A 16,460-nucleotide genomic window follows, 5' to 3' on the forward strand; every position below is an offset into this window, starting at 1 on the left:
GGAGATATGAATTAATGCGTTGACCAATTTCGTTGAAAACACATGATAACCACTATATATTTATACATACAGTAAACACAGACCAAACCTGAGAAAGGATCCTTACCTTGAGTAAAACCGGCAATACATACTTGCAGCTCACCATCGCCATGTTCCGCACAGGCATTCTCGGTTATGGAGGAGGTCCTTCGGTCATCCCGCTGATCCGTCATGAGGCCGTTACACGTTATAAATGGCTAAGCAACGACGAATTCGGAGAGGTGCTTGCACTGGCCAATGCCCTGCCCGGGCCGATCGCAACCAAGATGGCTGCCTATTTGGGTTATCAGCAAAAAAAGAGTATGGGAGCCATTGTAGCCATTTTAGCCCATATCCTTCCAACCTGTATCGCTATGATCGCCCTGCTGTCGGCGGTACAATATTTGAGCAGCTCCAAAATCATAGCCGGCATGATCGCTGGCGTCACTCCCGTTATCGCTGTTATGCTCGGCACAATGGCTTATGAATTCGGTGAAAAAGCTGTAAAGGGACTCGGTATATACGCAGGCATCGGTTTCTTCGCAGTTTCGTTCCTTCTGCTGGAGACCATCCAAATTCATCCCGCAATCGTCATTGTCTTGTTCCTTGTGTATGGTGCGGTGCATTTTAAAGTTGTAGCCAAGATGAAGAAGGAAAGACGGGAAAAGGAGGGGGCTGAATAATGGAATGGATTGAACTATTCATTAGTTTTTTTGTTGCCAATGTCCTTGGTTACGGAGGCGGCCCCGCTTCCATCCCGCTTATGTATGAGGAGATTGTTACCCACCGAGGTTGGCTAAGCGATCTGGAATTCTCCAACATGCTCGCCTTAGCGAATGCCCTGCCGGGACCGATCGCCACCAAAATCGCCGCTTTTGTCGGATATGGTGTATCCGGCTGGGTCGGCATGGCTTCCGCTCTAACAGCAACCGTAGTACCGTCAGCAATAGCTCTCATACTGCTTCTGAAGCTGCTCCAGAAGTTCCGGTCATCATCGGTCGTTAAAGGGATGACCCTGCTCGTGCAGCCTGTCATTGCCATCATGATGCTCACGCTGACCTGGCAGATGGGCAAAAGCTCCATCGTCTCCGTTGGCGCTATACAGACTCTAGGCATCGCTGCCGTGGCCTTCTGGGCCATGAATATCCGAAAAATCCATCCCGCTCTGGTCATTCTTGCAGCTTTTGCTTACGGTGGACTTGTATTGTCCCATATGGTGTGAGGGTTCATACAAAAAAGCTGCCGATTCCTCGGCAGCTTCATCTTTCTAATAAGGCAGCTTGCTGTTCACATAAATCTTGCCATCAAGTACCCCGATCCATAGAGAAAGAGGGACTTCCGGTAGTGTACCCTCTTGTGAAGCTGACCATGAAATGTTCTGATCCCCCTGGACTGTCCAGAAAGAACGTGCCAATGCGGAGCGATGGCGGTTCGTGTCTTCTGATTCTCTGACAATCTCTGTTGAGATCTGATGGGGCTCATCGAACCCGTCAAGCGAAGCGTCATAGAGCCGGAGAATCTGTGCGCTAGTTCCATAACCATTGTCTGCAATAAACAAATCGGCACAGACTAAAGCTTCTGCTGTTCCGACTCTTTTCCTAATTTTAACACCATCAAGCTTTACACCCTCTGATGCAGGAGCTACCTCACCCGCACTTCCAAACTCTATGCTGATCATAACAAATGAACCATCCTCAAATCGATAATATCTGCTCTGCTCTCCTTCAAGAGGATCAAATTCGTAATAATCGGCAGGAATCTGTTGAACCAACTCCAGTTTGTATGCATCCCATAATTCGTCTTTACTAATTTTTTTTAACAAAACATTTTGGTGTTCTTCCGGTACATCATGCTCCACAAAAAATTGTTCCAGATTAACCAGCTTAACCCCATTGATATCCCGATCGTGTTGAAAATCAGAAAGCATTATTATTACAGCAAGCGCACTCGCCATGATAACGAATACCATAACGTGCAATAACTTCTTCCTCTTCACTTCATTCACCCTCTAAGGCCACATTGACCAAATGATCAAATATAGTGTACCTCAAAGGAGGATTTTGGAAATATAAGTAAGATCACACCTGCCAATTCATTCAGTTCTCCTGATCCAGCATTTGTTCCAATGCCTTAGCATCATAACGCACAAATGCGCCATTGGCCGTACCGACATAAACGTCTTCGTTGGTGGCATTCAGCGCACCGTTTCTGGCCTCTTGCTCGCGAAGCTCGGCACTTCCCGTATGAACATCATGCAATCGTCCGAGAAGACTTCCATCCTCTTTATTCAACACAAGAAGATTGGATGCATGCTGAATAAGCAAATAACGATCCAATACCGCAAAGCTGCTATAGACCAGATGCGATAGATCCTTATTGTTGGTAGATGTCATCCGCATCTTCCACTGCACCTCGCCTGTTTTTTTATGAACAGCAGCAGGCACGCCATTAAGCGCTAAATAGATCGTGTCACCCTCGATCACACCTTTGGTAGCACTGCCCTTAAAAGTCCACAATTCTCGCTTCTCCACCGCGTCATAGAACACGCTCTCAATGCCTTTTATATGATGTTTCGATCCGCGCTGCACCAGAAGGTAACGCTGATCCAGCACTTCAAATAATTCATCAGGATTCGCTGGATATACAGCCTCAGACTTGCCGGTTTTAGTGTTGAGCAGCAACCACTCTTCCCCAAGCAATACCCATCTTGTAGTAGAATCTGCAGGCGCCAAAGGCTCAATCCGTTCGCCTCCAGTGTAATAAGGGTTTCTAGCGGGATCATCCAACTGTGTTCCCTTTACGTTCAAGCTCCAGACCGCTTTTCCTGTTATCGTATTATAGGCTTTAAGCTGTTGGTTTTGCTGAATGAGTACGTACGGATCATCCACCCCTTGACTCAAAATACGATATTCCTCTGAAAGCGTCTTTTTCCAGCGTACATTCCCTGTTTTGCTGTCCAGTACAGTCAGCGTTTCGGTTTTCGAATTGGGCCCCCAGAGCTCATACACAATGATGGATCGATCAGCAGCTGTCATGCCATAAGCGCCGCCGCTCTTCTTCAGCTTTACCTCCCACACGATTTTGCCATCCTCCAAACGGATGTGACGGACACGATCCTCATAATCTTTAATGTCAGGATTATAAGCGGAATACATCGTCACATATTCATTCTCCGAATCCATTTTGGCCGTAAACCCACCAAATCCCGCATTTTGCTGCCACAGCTTTTTGCCGGTCTTCCGGTTCAAAGCATAAAGCGATGAATTATGGTGAAATCCGCTAAATCCACCGTCGTCGCCTTTAAGAAGCAAAGCATCATCATTTCCCCCAATGAGATACGAAAAGTTCAGATCCCCTTGATTTCTCCATACTTGATCAGCTTTCAGGGTACGCGCAAGAGGCGAAGTTACAAAATCATAGGTGAAGTAATAGTCGTCTCCAGAGCTGCGTCTATCTCGATAAGTGTCAATAGAAGGCATTATCCACTCCGTCTGCTTCAGCTTACCTGACTTGGAAAATGTAACAATAAACTGCGCATCATCCCGCTCGTATCTCCATGTCTCGCCGAGTTGCATCGGTCCTCTATCCTCCATCTGCAGATTAACCGATTTTTCTTTCACCTGCGGTGTGCCAAGCAGCTTAAGTATGGATGTTGAATCATCCCCATCTTTTAGCATGTATGTTACTAGTTCCAGTATAGTACCGCTCGAAATGTCCGAATTCTTGTTCCATAACCCTTCTGGAAGTGTCTTCTTGGATTCGATATCCTTTGCCTGTACCCACAACAAAGCCGGACGGTAAATCGTATAATCCTGTTGCCACTGGGCTGGACTTACAAGAACCCCATACCAATCCTTCCACTGAGCAACCGCGGTATATGAGGTGTTGCTTTTCATTTCACTCCACTTCAGATTACTGCCTGGTCTCATGGACAAACTCCGCTTTGATTTCATAATTACCGTCATCGGCGGAATGCTCTTGGTATTCACAGAGTCCTTCGCAAGATACCAGGAAGGAATCCATAAGGTGCCGCGGCTGTCATCCTTCACACCAACCATCTCACCGTCCACAAAATCCACCTTAAACGACTCGCCCTTTTTGCCATAGTACTCAACCTGAAAATTTCTCGGATTGCTGCTCTTGGTTAGTGGAGTCGGAAAATAAGCTGCATTCATCTGCAGTGTTACTTTATCTCCTACCTTGAACATTGGTGAAGTAACGTTAGTTAAACCCCTAACGGAATCGGCTGCTGCCTGCTTCAGCGGTGCAATCGGACTAAACAATAAAGAGACGCTTACCGCTGTCATACATACATAAGTCAGCATTTTGGTGAAGGAAAATTGCTTGTTCAATAGAACCATCCTTTCTGGTATAAGCCGCTTACTGATTAAACGTCACTTCTGGCTCATTTGTTCCATCAACTGGAATTTAAAAAAAGAAAAAGACCTCGTCGTATAGACGAAGTCTCCAAATACAGTTCACCCTGTCGAACAACTTTATGATCGATTTATGAAAAAACGTGTCTCAAAGGTCGTCTTATGACGGTCGCTTCGCACGGTAATTTCCCCGCCCTGAACTTCAATAATGCTCTTCGTAATAGCAAGGCCGAGTCCGGTGCCGCCAGTTTGCTTGGAACGAGAGCTTTCCACCCGGTAAAACCGGTCAAAGATAAAAGGGATATCATTCTCGGGTATGGGTTCCCCATAATTGCTAAAACTCACGACAACTTGATCATTGTCTCTGCCGACAACTACATCTACAACCTTGCCTTCTTGTCCATACCGCATCGCATTCGTCATCAGATTCTCATACGCCCGGACTAGCCGTTCACCATCGGCCATAATTTTAAGCGATTCACCCTCAACCTTCATTACACACTCCATCCCTTGCTTCTCAAAGCTTGGAACAAACTCCTCGATCAACTGCCCGATGAAATCCACCATATCAAGCTCTTTCATGTCCAAAGGAAGCCCATTGTTAATGCGTGTATACTCAAACAGATCATCGATCAGCTTTTTCAAAGCCAGTGATTTTTCATAAGCAATGTTTACAAAATACCTCAGCTCCACCTCATCCTGGTACCGGTCTTCCTCAATTACCTCCAGAAATCCGAGTATAGAAGTCAGCGGGGTTCGGAGATCATGCGAAACGCCGGTTATAAGATCATTCTTCGTTTTCTCCGCGTTACGCTCCTCCTGAATAGAATGGCTCAACTGTCTGCTCATCTGATTAATACTGTCTGCCACCTCGCCGAGCTTACTGCCCGGATCAACCGGTATTTCAATATTAAAATTACCTTTCGCTATCTCCCGCAATCCGTGTGTAATTTCCTCCAAATAAGAATTAAGCTGCTCCGTCATATGGTTAATGCTGTCCGCCACCTTACCGATCTCGTCATGAGACTTGATCTTAATTTGATAGTCAAACCGCCCATTAGAAATCTCCTGCATACCTGCTTCAATCTCTTGCAAATTACGCACGAAACGATTGCTGTTCATATAAATGCTGACAAAAAAGACCACAATGCCGATCGTGATCATCACCGGAAGAGACCCGATATTATTTATGACCCAACGAAGCGGATAATTGATGGGTTCTATCCCAACGATGAAAGTGCTCAGTGAGTACAAAATAAGAAGGAACAGAGCTGTAATAGCGATGCTGGACAACAGCAGAAGGATGAGCTTCCAGCGGACCGTATGGAGTAATTTATTTCTCATATGCCTTCACCTCTGCTTGGATTTACTCAATCTTATATCCGATTCCCCATACCGTTTTTATGTAGTCCGGACGCTGCGGATCCTTTTCAATTTTTTCACGAAGCTTTCGAATATGAACCATGACCGTATTTTTGGATTCCATAAACGGCTCATTCCATACCTCAACATAAATCTTGTCCATACTCAACACAAGCCCTCTGTTAACAGCCAGCATATGAAGCAGGGCAAACTCTCTTGGGGTCAGTTTAATTTCTCTGCCCTCCACGGTTACACGATGAGATGCGATATTAATGGTCAAATCGTCAATCTGGATCTCGTTCTCGTCTTGAACAGGCTTAGTATTAAACTGGTTATAACGGCGTAGCTGGGATTTTATACGCGCAATCAGTTCCAATGGGCTGAACGGTTTGGTAACATAGTCATCTGCTCCAATGCTCAGGCCGGCGATTTTATCGATTTCCTGGCTTTTGGCGGATAACATAATAATCGGTGTATTATTCTCCTCACGAATTTTCATGCATGCCTGTATACCGTCCATTTGTGGCATCATGACGTCCAGAATAATGAGATCGACCTTATGCGTTTTTAGTATATCCAACGCTTCAAGGCCATTGGATGCACTGAGCAACGTGTACCCTTCATTTTTTACGTAAATATCCATTAGCTTAATGATTTCAGTTTCATCATCCACCATTAATATTGTAATTCCAGCCATAGCTCCTCCTTGTTGAAAAATCAATTGTTGCTATCAATTACTGTTTTTCTATAGTTACGAAGCTTTTCTCCCTACGGGTATGACTTCTCTTGGTTTTTGAAATATTGCCAAACAGAATCCATGAGAAAGGAACATAGCGTACCGTAAGTGCCACAACGATCCAGGAACAGCAGAGCGCGAATATGAACCCGCCTGCATACCAAATATGTGAAATAATCGGACTACCGCTTAGCGGCGGGTACTGCCTGTACAGAAGCAGAAAGAACGGATGGATCAGATAAATACCGAACGAAAGCGCGCCAAGCCGTTCCAACGTGGAAGTAAGTCCACGGGGTGCTTTCCGGTACACGACAAAGGCCAATTGCAGCAGTGTGAGCGTCCCTAAATACGTATGCAGGTTCCACATCAGCTCGTATAGCGTGGAATTGTACATAGTACCGTACAAGCGATAGTTGTAATATAAGTATACATGAGTTAATCCGGCCGTAGCCCAACAAGTCCATAAAACAATCCAGCCAATCATACGAGACCATGTAGTGTTATCCCGGCTCAGGATCAGCCAGCCCTTAAGCTTCGGATAATAAATACCGATGCAAGCGCCCAGCATGAAATAGGCCATGTAAGATAGAGACCAACTCCCCTTATTCGGCACTTGCCAGTAATATTTATTCAGCAAAACAAAAGCCCATTGCACGGCAAGTCCGATTGGGATCGCCCATCGGGTCAGCAGCGGAACCTTTTTAAACAGCCATAAGATAATCGGAAATAACACATAGAACTGAATGCTGATGAATACAAAGTATAGATGTGTATAAGCCTTTCCCGTCAACAACTTGCCTATAAAGCTTTCAACTGTATCCTGTAGTGAGCGATCTTGATAGTGGAGCATATGCAGCAGTCCGAAATAAAGTGCAGAGAACACGATGTAAGGAATGATTATAAATAGCATTCTTTTCTTAAAAAATCCGCCAATCAACTCTTTCGTCAATGGCCGTTCGTAATAATTGTAGAACAGTACAAAGCTGCTCAAGAAAATAAACGTTGGTGTCCCATATTTCATAAATATGTTCATGAAATTGTAAAGGAAGAAGTAGTTGGATCCCACCATTGCTGTTGATGCATACGAGGTGGAATGGACAGACAGCACCCCTAGAATGGCGAATGCACGTACCAACTGTAGCTCAGGAATATTTTCCCGCTTCTTCTGTAGACCAGACTTATTCATCATAGCTTATTCCCTCCGGTATAACTAGGTCGTCCGCTTCAGGATGAAGCAGCTTAACCTACTATACAGGACAGTTCTTAACGCTATACTTCCTAAGTTCTTAACAATTGCTTAAGTTTTTACTCACATTTTCGGTTAATTGTAATATTTCATGTATTTCACAAATTTAAAACGACCCAGGATAAACCCCAGGTCGTTCCTTATGAATAGCAGTGGTATCATCCCCTGTATTTACTCAAATTCAGCTTCTGGCGTTAGTGTGACATTAGATCCGTATGGCTTCATCTGGCCTGTCTCGATCAGATATTCCTCTACGATCCCAGCAGTATCCACTAATGTTGACGCCAACCAATCCTCATACAACTTTCCGAATTTCTTTAACAGCCACTCGGCTGTAAACTCGTTCGTGTAAGAGAAGAGGTGATATATTTCCCGAATCGTATTTGTTCTTTTCAGGCCATAATCGTCTGTCCAGGTTACCTTTTGGTTCAGATTAACCTTCCGGATATCTTCTGTTTTGGTCGCCAAATTTCCATTCTTATACTGGAAGTAAATACGAAGTGATTTCTCATACTTATGACCTTTCAGCACTTTCCAACCTGCCATGCTTCCGGTTGCCGGCACTTCGTACATTTTGCTTGAACTCTTGGACGGCTTAGATTCTTGCGCTTTCTTCTGATCTGCCTTAACGACGAATTGAGCAGCTCCTAAAGACACGTTCATCTCCTGCTTTGCTGCGTTCCATTTCAGCTTGGCGCCAAGTGCAGCCGTCAGGAGATCCGATGAAACGAGTGTCTCCCCCTTATGCTGAATCGGGGCAGCCTTCATCGTAATCGTCTTATCATTAATCTGCGCTTTCTTACTTCCCGATATAACACGGATATCGGTCGTTCCTACTTTAATGTTAAAGGTCTTAGACGCAGCCTCATACTGCACCGTCCCACCTAATGCTTGAAAGACCGGCTTCAACGGCAGATAAGTAATGCCCTTCTCCTGTTTAGCGTTCTCGATTGGTTTGCCAAGACCTGATACAATCGTTACCGATTGCTTCAGTCCACCTACATTCACGCTTAAACTTGCTTCGCCTACTCCCTGAACCTTAATTTTTCCGTTGTCTAACGGATGCAACAAATGCGGCTTATCGGTTGAGAGCTGAACGACCCCCTCTGGAATAGCTGCCTTTTTACCGTCGGCATACTGGAATTCGAGCTTTGGCGTAATAGAATCCCCGACCTTAGGTTTGCTGTTTGATACCTTTAATGTGATGCGGTCAATCTGTGGAATTTCAACCTTATACAGCTGGCCATTGTCATATTTAACCCAAGTTCCATTTTGCTGACGGGCGTAAAACAACTTGCTTCCGCTGATGGCTACAACCTTATCAATACCCTCAATTCCACTCAGACGGACTGTATCAAATTTCTGTGTAAATACATCCGTTCTGGCACTCCATACGGTACCGTCTTTCTTGGCGAAGACCAGCTTGTCTTCCTTGCCTAATGAAATATCTACACCGTCTGTAACCAGTGTTTGCGATATATAAGTCTTGCTTCCATTAACGATCATTGTGCTGAAAAGTATCACACGCCCGTCATTGTACAAAATGGCAGCGTAATCTTCTGAAACTTCAAATTTAACAATCGAGGCCGTGTCCGGTACTTGGCCAAGAACGACCGGCTCTGCACGATACTTCCCGTTGTAATGCAGTACGGATCCAGAGGAGGTAACGCCTCCAATAATTCCGTTAAACTCATCAAAAACAGATACACCACTGAACCCTTTTACTGCCGCAGGTTTAGAATTCTCCAAACTCCAGACCGTTCCATCCGAGGAAAGCCAGTATCCATCCCCCACCTGCTTTACGCTGCTGGTACCCGGCACAATTTGAAGACCGGATTTGCCCCACTTTACCAATTCTCCGTTGTTATTGATACCGTTGCCGGACATTCCGCTGCCCGCGACTGCCTTCAAATTTCCATTCACAGGAACCGCTATTTGTGTCAGGGGATTTGAGGAATACGTTACCCATATCGACCCATCTTCAAGCAAAGGGGTTCCGTCAGGCAGCATCGTCACGATCTTATCTCCACCCGCTTTGGAATCACCATACACCGTCCCCGCGGCTGCTGGAATTACCAAGCACACTGCCATTAATAATGCGAACCATCTTTTCAACATTGTTTGGACACCCACTTCTATTATATAGTTATTTAGGAGCAGGAATATTATACCATCTCGGTTCGATAAAGCTCTATTAAAATTTACAAAATTCTACGTCATTCGCCACCACTCTTATTTCCCAAAAAAATACAAAAACCGATCATCAGAACGATGATCGATTTACCTGCAATCCGGCTGTCCAATTTACTTATTTTGAAAAACGGAACGATTCGTACGCGCAGCGTCTCACAACAGACAGAAGGGGGTGTCCCAGGTCAATGGACCTTTTGGGACACCCCCCTTGCTTCATGCATTCAAATAACATTAGCCATTGGTCAAAAGTTCTTTCACCTGCTTAATCTGCTTACGCTCTCCTGCGAGAACTAGTGTGGATCCGGCTGTTAGCCGATCCTCCGGCCCGGGATTTATCTTCTGCTCATTCTTTTTCACAATGGCCAGAACATTAGCTCCGGTACGTTGGCGTACTTGCAGCTCTGCGATCGTCTTATCCACGGCTTTATAGTGGGGTTCAATCCGGAACCATTCAATAATCAAATCATCAAGAGATACCTCAATTGTCTCCAACGCTTTCGGTTTATACGTCATTCCTCCGATAATTCCCGCGATCTGACGAGCCTCATCGTCCTCCAGCGAAACCATCGAGATGCTCTCATCCGGATCATTATCTTCAAAATGATACAGCTCTCTGCGGCCATCATCATGTATAACAATAACCAGTTTATCTCCAGATCTCGTATTCACTTGAAATTTCTTACCGATCCCAGGCAGATCGGATTCTCTGATCATACTCATTCTTTGAATCCTCCCGTTCAACTGCATATTCTGTGCCTTCATCCAAAACTCATACCATGAAGATAACACACTTTAGTAGTCTCGTAGCACTTATTAGCCATTTTCTTTTACGTTAATTTTTGGCTCGCTCCATTTAAACACCTTATTCAGTACTTTGTAAATATGTTTTGATTCTTTTGTTAACAATGGACCGACTATAGCGAGAACCAAAACATATAGTGCAGAGAAAGGTTTTAGTATAGGAGCCAATCCACCGGCTATCCCCAAGTTAGCTACGATAATTGTAAATTCTCCTCTTGCCATAATTGTAAGTCCGATATTAGCGGAAGACTTATGAGACAAACCTGCATTCCTTCCTGCCATCATCCCAGCTACAAAGTTGCAAATGACCGTAAGTAGAATAGCTCCAAGTGCCATCCATAACGCATCTCCAAGCGCCAGCGGATCTATACTCAATCCGAAGCTGAAGAAGAAGATTGCACCGAAGAAATCCCGGAATGGTACAACGAGATGCTCAATTCGTTTGCTATGCTCCGTTTCCGATAAAGCGAGCCCGAACAGTAGCGCACCGATCGCTTCTGCCACGTGCAGCGTCTCGGAGAAACCAGCGATAAAGAATAGTGAAGAAAACACAACGATGATAAATATTTCACTCGATGAGATATTAAGAATTTTATTTAAAATCGGTGTACCCTTTCTTGCAATCAAGAAGAACAGCAGCATGTATCCTATAGAGATGGATACCGATAAGAGTGTTGCTCCTACTGAAGTAGCTCCTCCAAGCAGCAGTCCCGACATGACGGACAGAAATACCGCCAGAAAAATATCATCGAACAAAATCATTCCGAGTATCAACTCGGTTTCCGAGTTACCGGTACGTCTTAAATCAACCAGAACCTTCGCTACGATAGCACTTGATGAAACGGAAAGCATACCTGCAATAATCAAAACTTCATACAGTGGCAGACCGAATAAGAAACCATATCCGATCCCGAGTACAAAATTCAATATTACATAAACAGTTCCACCATATACAATATTTTTGCCAGACTTAATTAATTTCTGAACTGAGAATTCCAAGCCCAGATAGAACAATAAGAACAAAACTCCAATCCGCCCTAAAAACTCGATAATACTTTGACTTTCAATGAACTTAAAGTCAAATATTCCGATAGTTGGTGCGTGAGGGCCAACCAACATTCCAAGTACGATAAGAAATGGAATGATCGAAAATTTTAACTTGCCTGCCAGAACTGAAGCAAGGGCAATAAGCATAAGGGCCGTACCGACTTCAAATATCATGTGGTCCATACAACGTTCGTCCTCCTCCTTAATGGTGACTTATCGGCAATCATTCTATATTATACAGAAATAATGCATACATTTACAGAGCAAGCTCATTAATTCGAACGAAAATTATTTTATTGATAATAAAATCGCAGAAAATAAAACACCTTATTTTTTCAATCATTTTATTATTCCCAAAATTTACGTGTCCTATTCTCATAAATGTTTTTTCATCATGATACCTCACCACGAATACAAAAAAATGTATAAAAATTCATTTAATTGACAAAAAAAAGAACCGTTAATCGGCTCTTTATGGCAAATGAAAATTATTTAAACCAGCCCTTTTCTTGGAACCGGGTGATCGCCTCAATCCGATTGCTGACACCAAGCTTATCAAGAATGACAGATATGTAGTTGCGAACCGTACCTGTCGTAATAAACAATTCACTTGCAATTTCCTTCGTGTTCTTGCCGTCGGCAATAAGCCCAAGCACTTCCTTTTCCCGCTGTGTCAGAGGGTTCTCTTCGCCGTAAGCCTCATCCACCAGCTCTGGAGCATAAATGCGGCGTCCGTCCATGATGCTGCGGATCGAAGTAGCCAACTCTTCACTGGGACTGTCTTTTAACAAATATCCGTGAGCGCCAGCTTTTAGAGCCCGTTCAAAATATCCGGGACGCGCAAAGGTCGTAAGAATCATAATCTTACACCCCATTCCCCTAAGTTCCTCAGCTGCTTCAAGTCCGCTCTTGATCGGCATTTCGATATCCATGATGCATACATCCGGCTTATGCTGATGAACAAGCTTAACGGCATCTTCACCGTTATTCGCTGTTCCTACCACCTGCATATCGTCTTCGAGATCCAATAAGGAGGCAAGTGCTCCAAGCAGCATCCGTTGGTCCTCCGCTATGACTACTGAAATCATATCCCTGCCTCCTTCTCTGGATGTTTCAGAACATTTGGCACTTTTATCACCAAAATGGTTCCTTTATCGGACTTCATCTCCATACTCCCGTTCACGAATTCAAGCCGTTCCCACATGCCTCTAAGCCCATTTCCTCGGGTATAAGCCGTTTCACTAGGAATACCAATTCCATTGTCTTTCACAGTAACGATAAGATCCGTTCTGCCGGGTTCAATCGTAATGGAGCAGGCCGAGGCACTGCTGTGCTTCACAATATTATTGACGGCTTCCTTTAGGCACATGCTAAGCACATTTTCATTCATTAGCGATATGTTGGTCAGTTCCGAATTGCCTTCGAGTGTAAACTCGATTTGGGCCGCCTTCAGGATCTGAGAAATACGGAATATTTCATCCTCCAGACGGGTACCACGCATTTCAGTAACCATTTCCCGAACTTCCTTGAGCGCACTTCTGGCCGTTTGTCTTACATCATTGATCTCAGCTTGAGCCCGAGCCGGATTTTTCGTAATGAGCTTGCTGGCGAGATCACTTTTGAGGCCAATTAATGATAACTTTTGACCCAGCGTATCATGCAAATCACGTGCAATACGCTGCCGCTCCTCCAGTTTTACCATCTCCGATATCTTCTTGTTCGCGTCTTCAAGCTGGAGCTGAAGCATATCATTCTTATTCCGATTGTACGTGGTGACTGGCAGCAGGATAACGGCTACTACACTGATGATCACAAAGGGAAGTTGGGTAATAAACCAGGGAGTTTTCGATACAAATCCGTAATTAATCGAAATAACAGTTGTAACTAAATGAATGGAGTACAGCGTGAAAAATCCGATCCGGTTTTTAATATTCCCGATGAAGAATGCCAGAAACAGTGCGAAATAGACATAGCCGAATACCAATGTCATTGTAATCGAGATCAAGATTTGAACACTTGTCCAGAAGTATACGAGCCAACCCTTGGATACAAAGGAGAGCACATAACAGACGAAAAAGACAAGAATGATGATGATTCCGATCACAACTTCGTAGGTGGATGAAGAACGGAATATAAAGTAAAAGGGAAGGATATAAAAGACGACCCATACGTACGGGTTAAGGCCCGTGTTTCTCTGGAAAATTTGATGCCATTTCTGCATGGGTCGCCCACCTTTGTTCATCTTTGTTACCTGTATTTTATCATAAACGTGCTGACCTAACCGTTACTTTCCTTGTAGACCCGGATTCGGTCGATGTATAGGCTCGGTAGCTGACACTGATTTGTCATGCATGAGCTTTGTATGCTTTATGCGCTTCATATCCTTGAAGCTGATTAAAGACTTGCTGCTCTCATCCCACAACCGGAAGTTCAGCGCCTTCAGGCTGGTACGGATCGTGATCGTTGTTGCCTTTTGAAGAGGCGGAGATGCATCATGGGCTTTCTCCAAGTTATAGTTCGGAACTTTCGGACTCAGGTGATGTACATGATGGAAACCAATATTACCGGTAATCCATTGCAGCATCTTAGGCAGCTTATAGTACGAGCTTCCTTCAACAGCCGCATTAACATATGACCATTCTTCGTCATGCTCAAAATACGTATCCTCAAACTGATGCTGCACATAGAACATCCAAATGCCCATCATACCGGAGAAAAAGAAAACCGGAGCCTGTACCAATACAAAGGCCTGCCATCCAATCAACCAGCAGAGCAGCGCATACAGCGCTACAATAGAAACGTTCGTGATATAGGTGCTGATCTTCTCCTTGCGCTTCGCACCTTTCCGGTTAAAACGATAGGTTAGCAGGAATATAAAAATCGGACCCAGTCCAAACATTACGAGTGGATTTCTGTAAAAGCGGTACGAGAGCCGTGTCCAGAACGAAGCTTCCTCATACTCTTCTACGGTAAGGACCCACATATCACCCGTTCCACGTTTATCGAGATTGCTGCTGGTAGCGTGGTGAATGGAGTGGCTGATCTTCCATTTTTGATATGGAACAAGCGTGATCACACCTGTAATGGTGCCGAGAATTTCGTTCGCCCGGCGGCTCTTAAAGAAAGACTGGTGACAGCAGTCGTGAAAAATAATAAATGTCCGAACTACAAACCCAGAGGTTACGATAGCTATAGGAATCGTCAACCAATACGATACGGACAAACTTAAGTATGCGGCATACCATAGCACAACCAGAGGCACTAGAGTATTAAACATCTGTCTGACACTCGATTTCGTCTCTATCTTTTCGTAGGGAGCTACATTTTTTTTCAAGCTGGATAGGTTATTGGTGTTATTGGGTTGGGCCATTGCAGGTTTCCTCCTCGATATGACACATGAGTACGTTGTGACACCTAATACGTACTATTCTATTTTAATTATAGATAGCTTTTGTCATACGCTGTAGTCATAAACGTCAAGTCGAGGGTATGACAAACGTCATATATAGAGTGGAAATATCAGGTCAAGTTGTTATATTTTGTGACAAAAAGAGAAAAACCCAAGCTCTCTGCAGCTTGAGTTATAGGATGGGTATGAGATTTTTGTTATTTTTCCAGACTCATGCATTGTCGTCAGCGGGGAATCGAAGCCCGATCTGCTTCCTCGCTTCCGCGGCTATCTCGGCCGTAATCAATGAATTTTCAAGGGAGTTGATGACACTGTCTCTCTTATCAGTTTCCAGCAACTCAATGAATTCCTTAACCTCATAATACATGGACTCATGACTTTGTGATTGTGTAATATCCTCTATCGTACCATCTCTATAATGTATCTTCACATCATAAGGCTGGTTGATCTTATCAATGACCATCGTACCATTCTCACCCTGAATCTCGGCAGGCACATAGGAATGGCTGATTTTGGAGTGCATAATCACTGCGTCCATCTTCGGGTAACGAAGCACCATACTACCTTCTCCATCCACTCCAGAGGACAGCAACACCCCTACAGCTTGTACTGCATCGGGCCTTCCGAACAAAGCCACCATCGGATAAATACAGTAAACCCCCAGATCCATCAGTGAACCGTTCGAAAACTTGGGGTTAAAGGCATTAAGAACCGTACCCTGCTTATAGGCATCATACCGTGATGAATACTGGCAGTAACTTGCAAAATAACGGCGTACCCGGCCGAGCTTATACATATTATCCTTTATCGCCTTAAAGTTCGGCATGAGTGTCGACTTCATCGCTTCCATAAGCAGCACATTGTTTTCACGGGCAGCGGCTATCATTTTTTTTACTTCATAAGGATTAGAAGCAAGCGGCTTTTCGCACAGCACATGCTTCCCATGATTCATACACAGGATCGCTTGCTCTGCGTGAAAAGAGTTGGGACTCGCTATGTACACGGCATCCAGCACATCGCTTGACACCATCTGCTGCAGGTCAGTAAACACAGTGGGGGGATGATCGTACTGTGCCGCAAAGGCTGCGCCCTTCTCCTCCGAACGGGAGTGCACTGCTGTCAGGACAAACTGCTCGGTTTCCATGGCAGCCTGTATGAAACGTTCCGTAATCCAGTTAGTGCCGATAATGCCAAAGCGTACTTTCATGATTCATCGCCTTCTTTCCTGTATGATATTAGATGTACTTGCCGTCTGTTTATTCCCATCCTTCA

14 protein-coding genes are annotated in these 16,460 nt (G+C 44.5%); 2 read left to right on the top strand and 12 right to left on the bottom strand.

All coding sequences use genetic code 11. The features are described 5' to 3' along the window. The first annotated feature begins 107 nt into the window (after window positions 1–107). Both chrB and chrA read left to right on the top strand, forming a co-directional pair. Window positions 108–701, top strand: coding sequence for a chromate efflux transporter ChrB (gene chrB, locus B9N86_RS23320; RefSeq protein WP_208915503.1), 594 nt, complete (start codon window positions 108–110; stop codon window positions 699–701). Beyond that, entirely contained in the window at window positions 701–1,240 is a 540-nt protein-coding gene (gene chrA / locus B9N86_RS23325) for a chromate efflux transporter ChrA (RefSeq protein ID WP_208915504.1), read from the top strand. Before chrB ends, chrA begins: the two co-directional genes overlap by 1 nt. 45 nt (window positions 1,241–1,285) lie before the next feature. Here chrA and B9N86_RS23330 read toward each other — a convergent pair whose 3' ends face one another. The 12 genes from B9N86_RS23330 to B9N86_RS23385 all read right to left on the bottom strand — a co-directional run bounded on the left by B9N86_RS23330 (window position 1,286) and on the right by B9N86_RS23385 (window position 16,395). Further along, the gene (locus B9N86_RS23330; RefSeq protein WP_210190605.1) at window positions 1,286–1,987 is read right to left on the bottom strand and encodes a hypothetical protein; all 702 of its coding nucleotides are present in this window, start codon (window positions 1,985–1,987) and stop codon (window positions 1,286–1,288) included. Between the two features lie 127 nt (window positions 1,988–2,114). Then, complete coding sequence (locus B9N86_RS23335; protein ID WP_244562820.1) at window positions 2,115–4,370, bottom strand: outer membrane protein assembly factor BamB family protein; 2,256 nt, start codon at window positions 4,368–4,370, stop codon at window positions 2,115–2,117. Window positions 4,371–4,514: 144 nt separating this feature from the next. Continuing rightward, window positions 4,515–5,738, bottom strand: coding sequence for a sensor histidine kinase (locus B9N86_RS23340; protein WP_208915506.1), 1,224 nt, complete (start codon window positions 5,736–5,738; stop codon window positions 4,515–4,517). 22 nt (window positions 5,739–5,760) lie between these two features. After that, on the bottom strand, window positions 5,761–6,453 hold the full coding sequence (locus tag B9N86_RS23345; RefSeq protein WP_208915507.1) for a response regulator transcription factor: 693 nt from the start codon (window positions 6,451–6,453) through the stop codon (window positions 5,761–5,763). A 37-nt stretch (window positions 6,454–6,490) separates the two neighbouring features. Further along, window positions 6,491–7,678, bottom strand: coding sequence for an acyltransferase (locus B9N86_RS23350; protein WP_208920670.1), 1,188 nt, complete (start codon window positions 7,676–7,678; stop codon window positions 6,491–6,493). A gap of 231 nt (window positions 7,679–7,909) precedes the next feature. Next, window positions 7,910–9,856 carry a stalk domain-containing protein gene (locus B9N86_RS23355; RefSeq protein ID WP_208915508.1) on the bottom strand — a complete coding sequence of 649 codons (1,947 nt, stop codon included), beginning with the start codon at window positions 9,854–9,856 and terminating at the stop codon, window positions 7,910–7,912. 306 nt (window positions 9,857–10,162) lie between these two features. Continuing rightward, window positions 10,163–10,651, bottom strand: coding sequence for a cation:proton antiporter regulatory subunit (locus B9N86_RS23360; protein ID WP_208915509.1), 489 nt, complete (start codon window positions 10,649–10,651; stop codon window positions 10,163–10,165). A gap of 93 nt (window positions 10,652–10,744) precedes the next feature. Continuing rightward, on the bottom strand, window positions 10,745–11,962 hold the full coding sequence (locus B9N86_RS23365; protein WP_208915510.1) for a cation:proton antiporter: 1,218 nt from the start codon (window positions 11,960–11,962) through the stop codon (window positions 10,745–10,747). 305 nt (window positions 11,963–12,267) lie between these two features. After that, the gene (locus tag B9N86_RS23370; RefSeq protein WP_208915511.1) at window positions 12,268–12,867 is read right to left on the bottom strand and encodes a response regulator transcription factor; all 600 of its coding nucleotides are present in this window, start codon (window positions 12,865–12,867) and stop codon (window positions 12,268–12,270) included. Then, on the bottom strand, window positions 12,864–14,000 hold the full coding sequence (locus tag B9N86_RS23375) for a sensor histidine kinase (RefSeq protein WP_208915512.1): 1,137 nt from the start codon (window positions 13,998–14,000) through the stop codon (window positions 12,864–12,866). The genes B9N86_RS23370 and B9N86_RS23375 overlap by 4 nt, the downstream gene beginning before the upstream one ends. Before the next feature lie 63 nt (window positions 14,001–14,063). Next, on the bottom strand, window positions 14,064–15,149 hold the full coding sequence (desA, locus tag B9N86_RS23380) for a Delta(5) desaturase DesA (RefSeq protein WP_208915513.1): 1,086 nt from the start codon (window positions 15,147–15,149) through the stop codon (window positions 14,064–14,066). Window positions 15,150–15,399: 250 nt separating this feature from the next. After that, entirely contained in the window at window positions 15,400–16,395 is a 996-nt protein-coding gene (locus B9N86_RS23385) for a Gfo/Idh/MocA family protein (protein ID WP_208915514.1), read from the bottom strand. Between the last annotated feature and the right edge of the window lie 65 nt (window positions 16,396–16,460).

Origin of the sequence: Paenibacillus uliginis N3/975 (assembly GCF_900177425.1) — a bacterium.
Lineage (GTDB): Bacteria > Bacillota > Bacilli > Paenibacillales > Paenibacillaceae > Paenibacillus_AQ > Paenibacillus_AQ uliginis.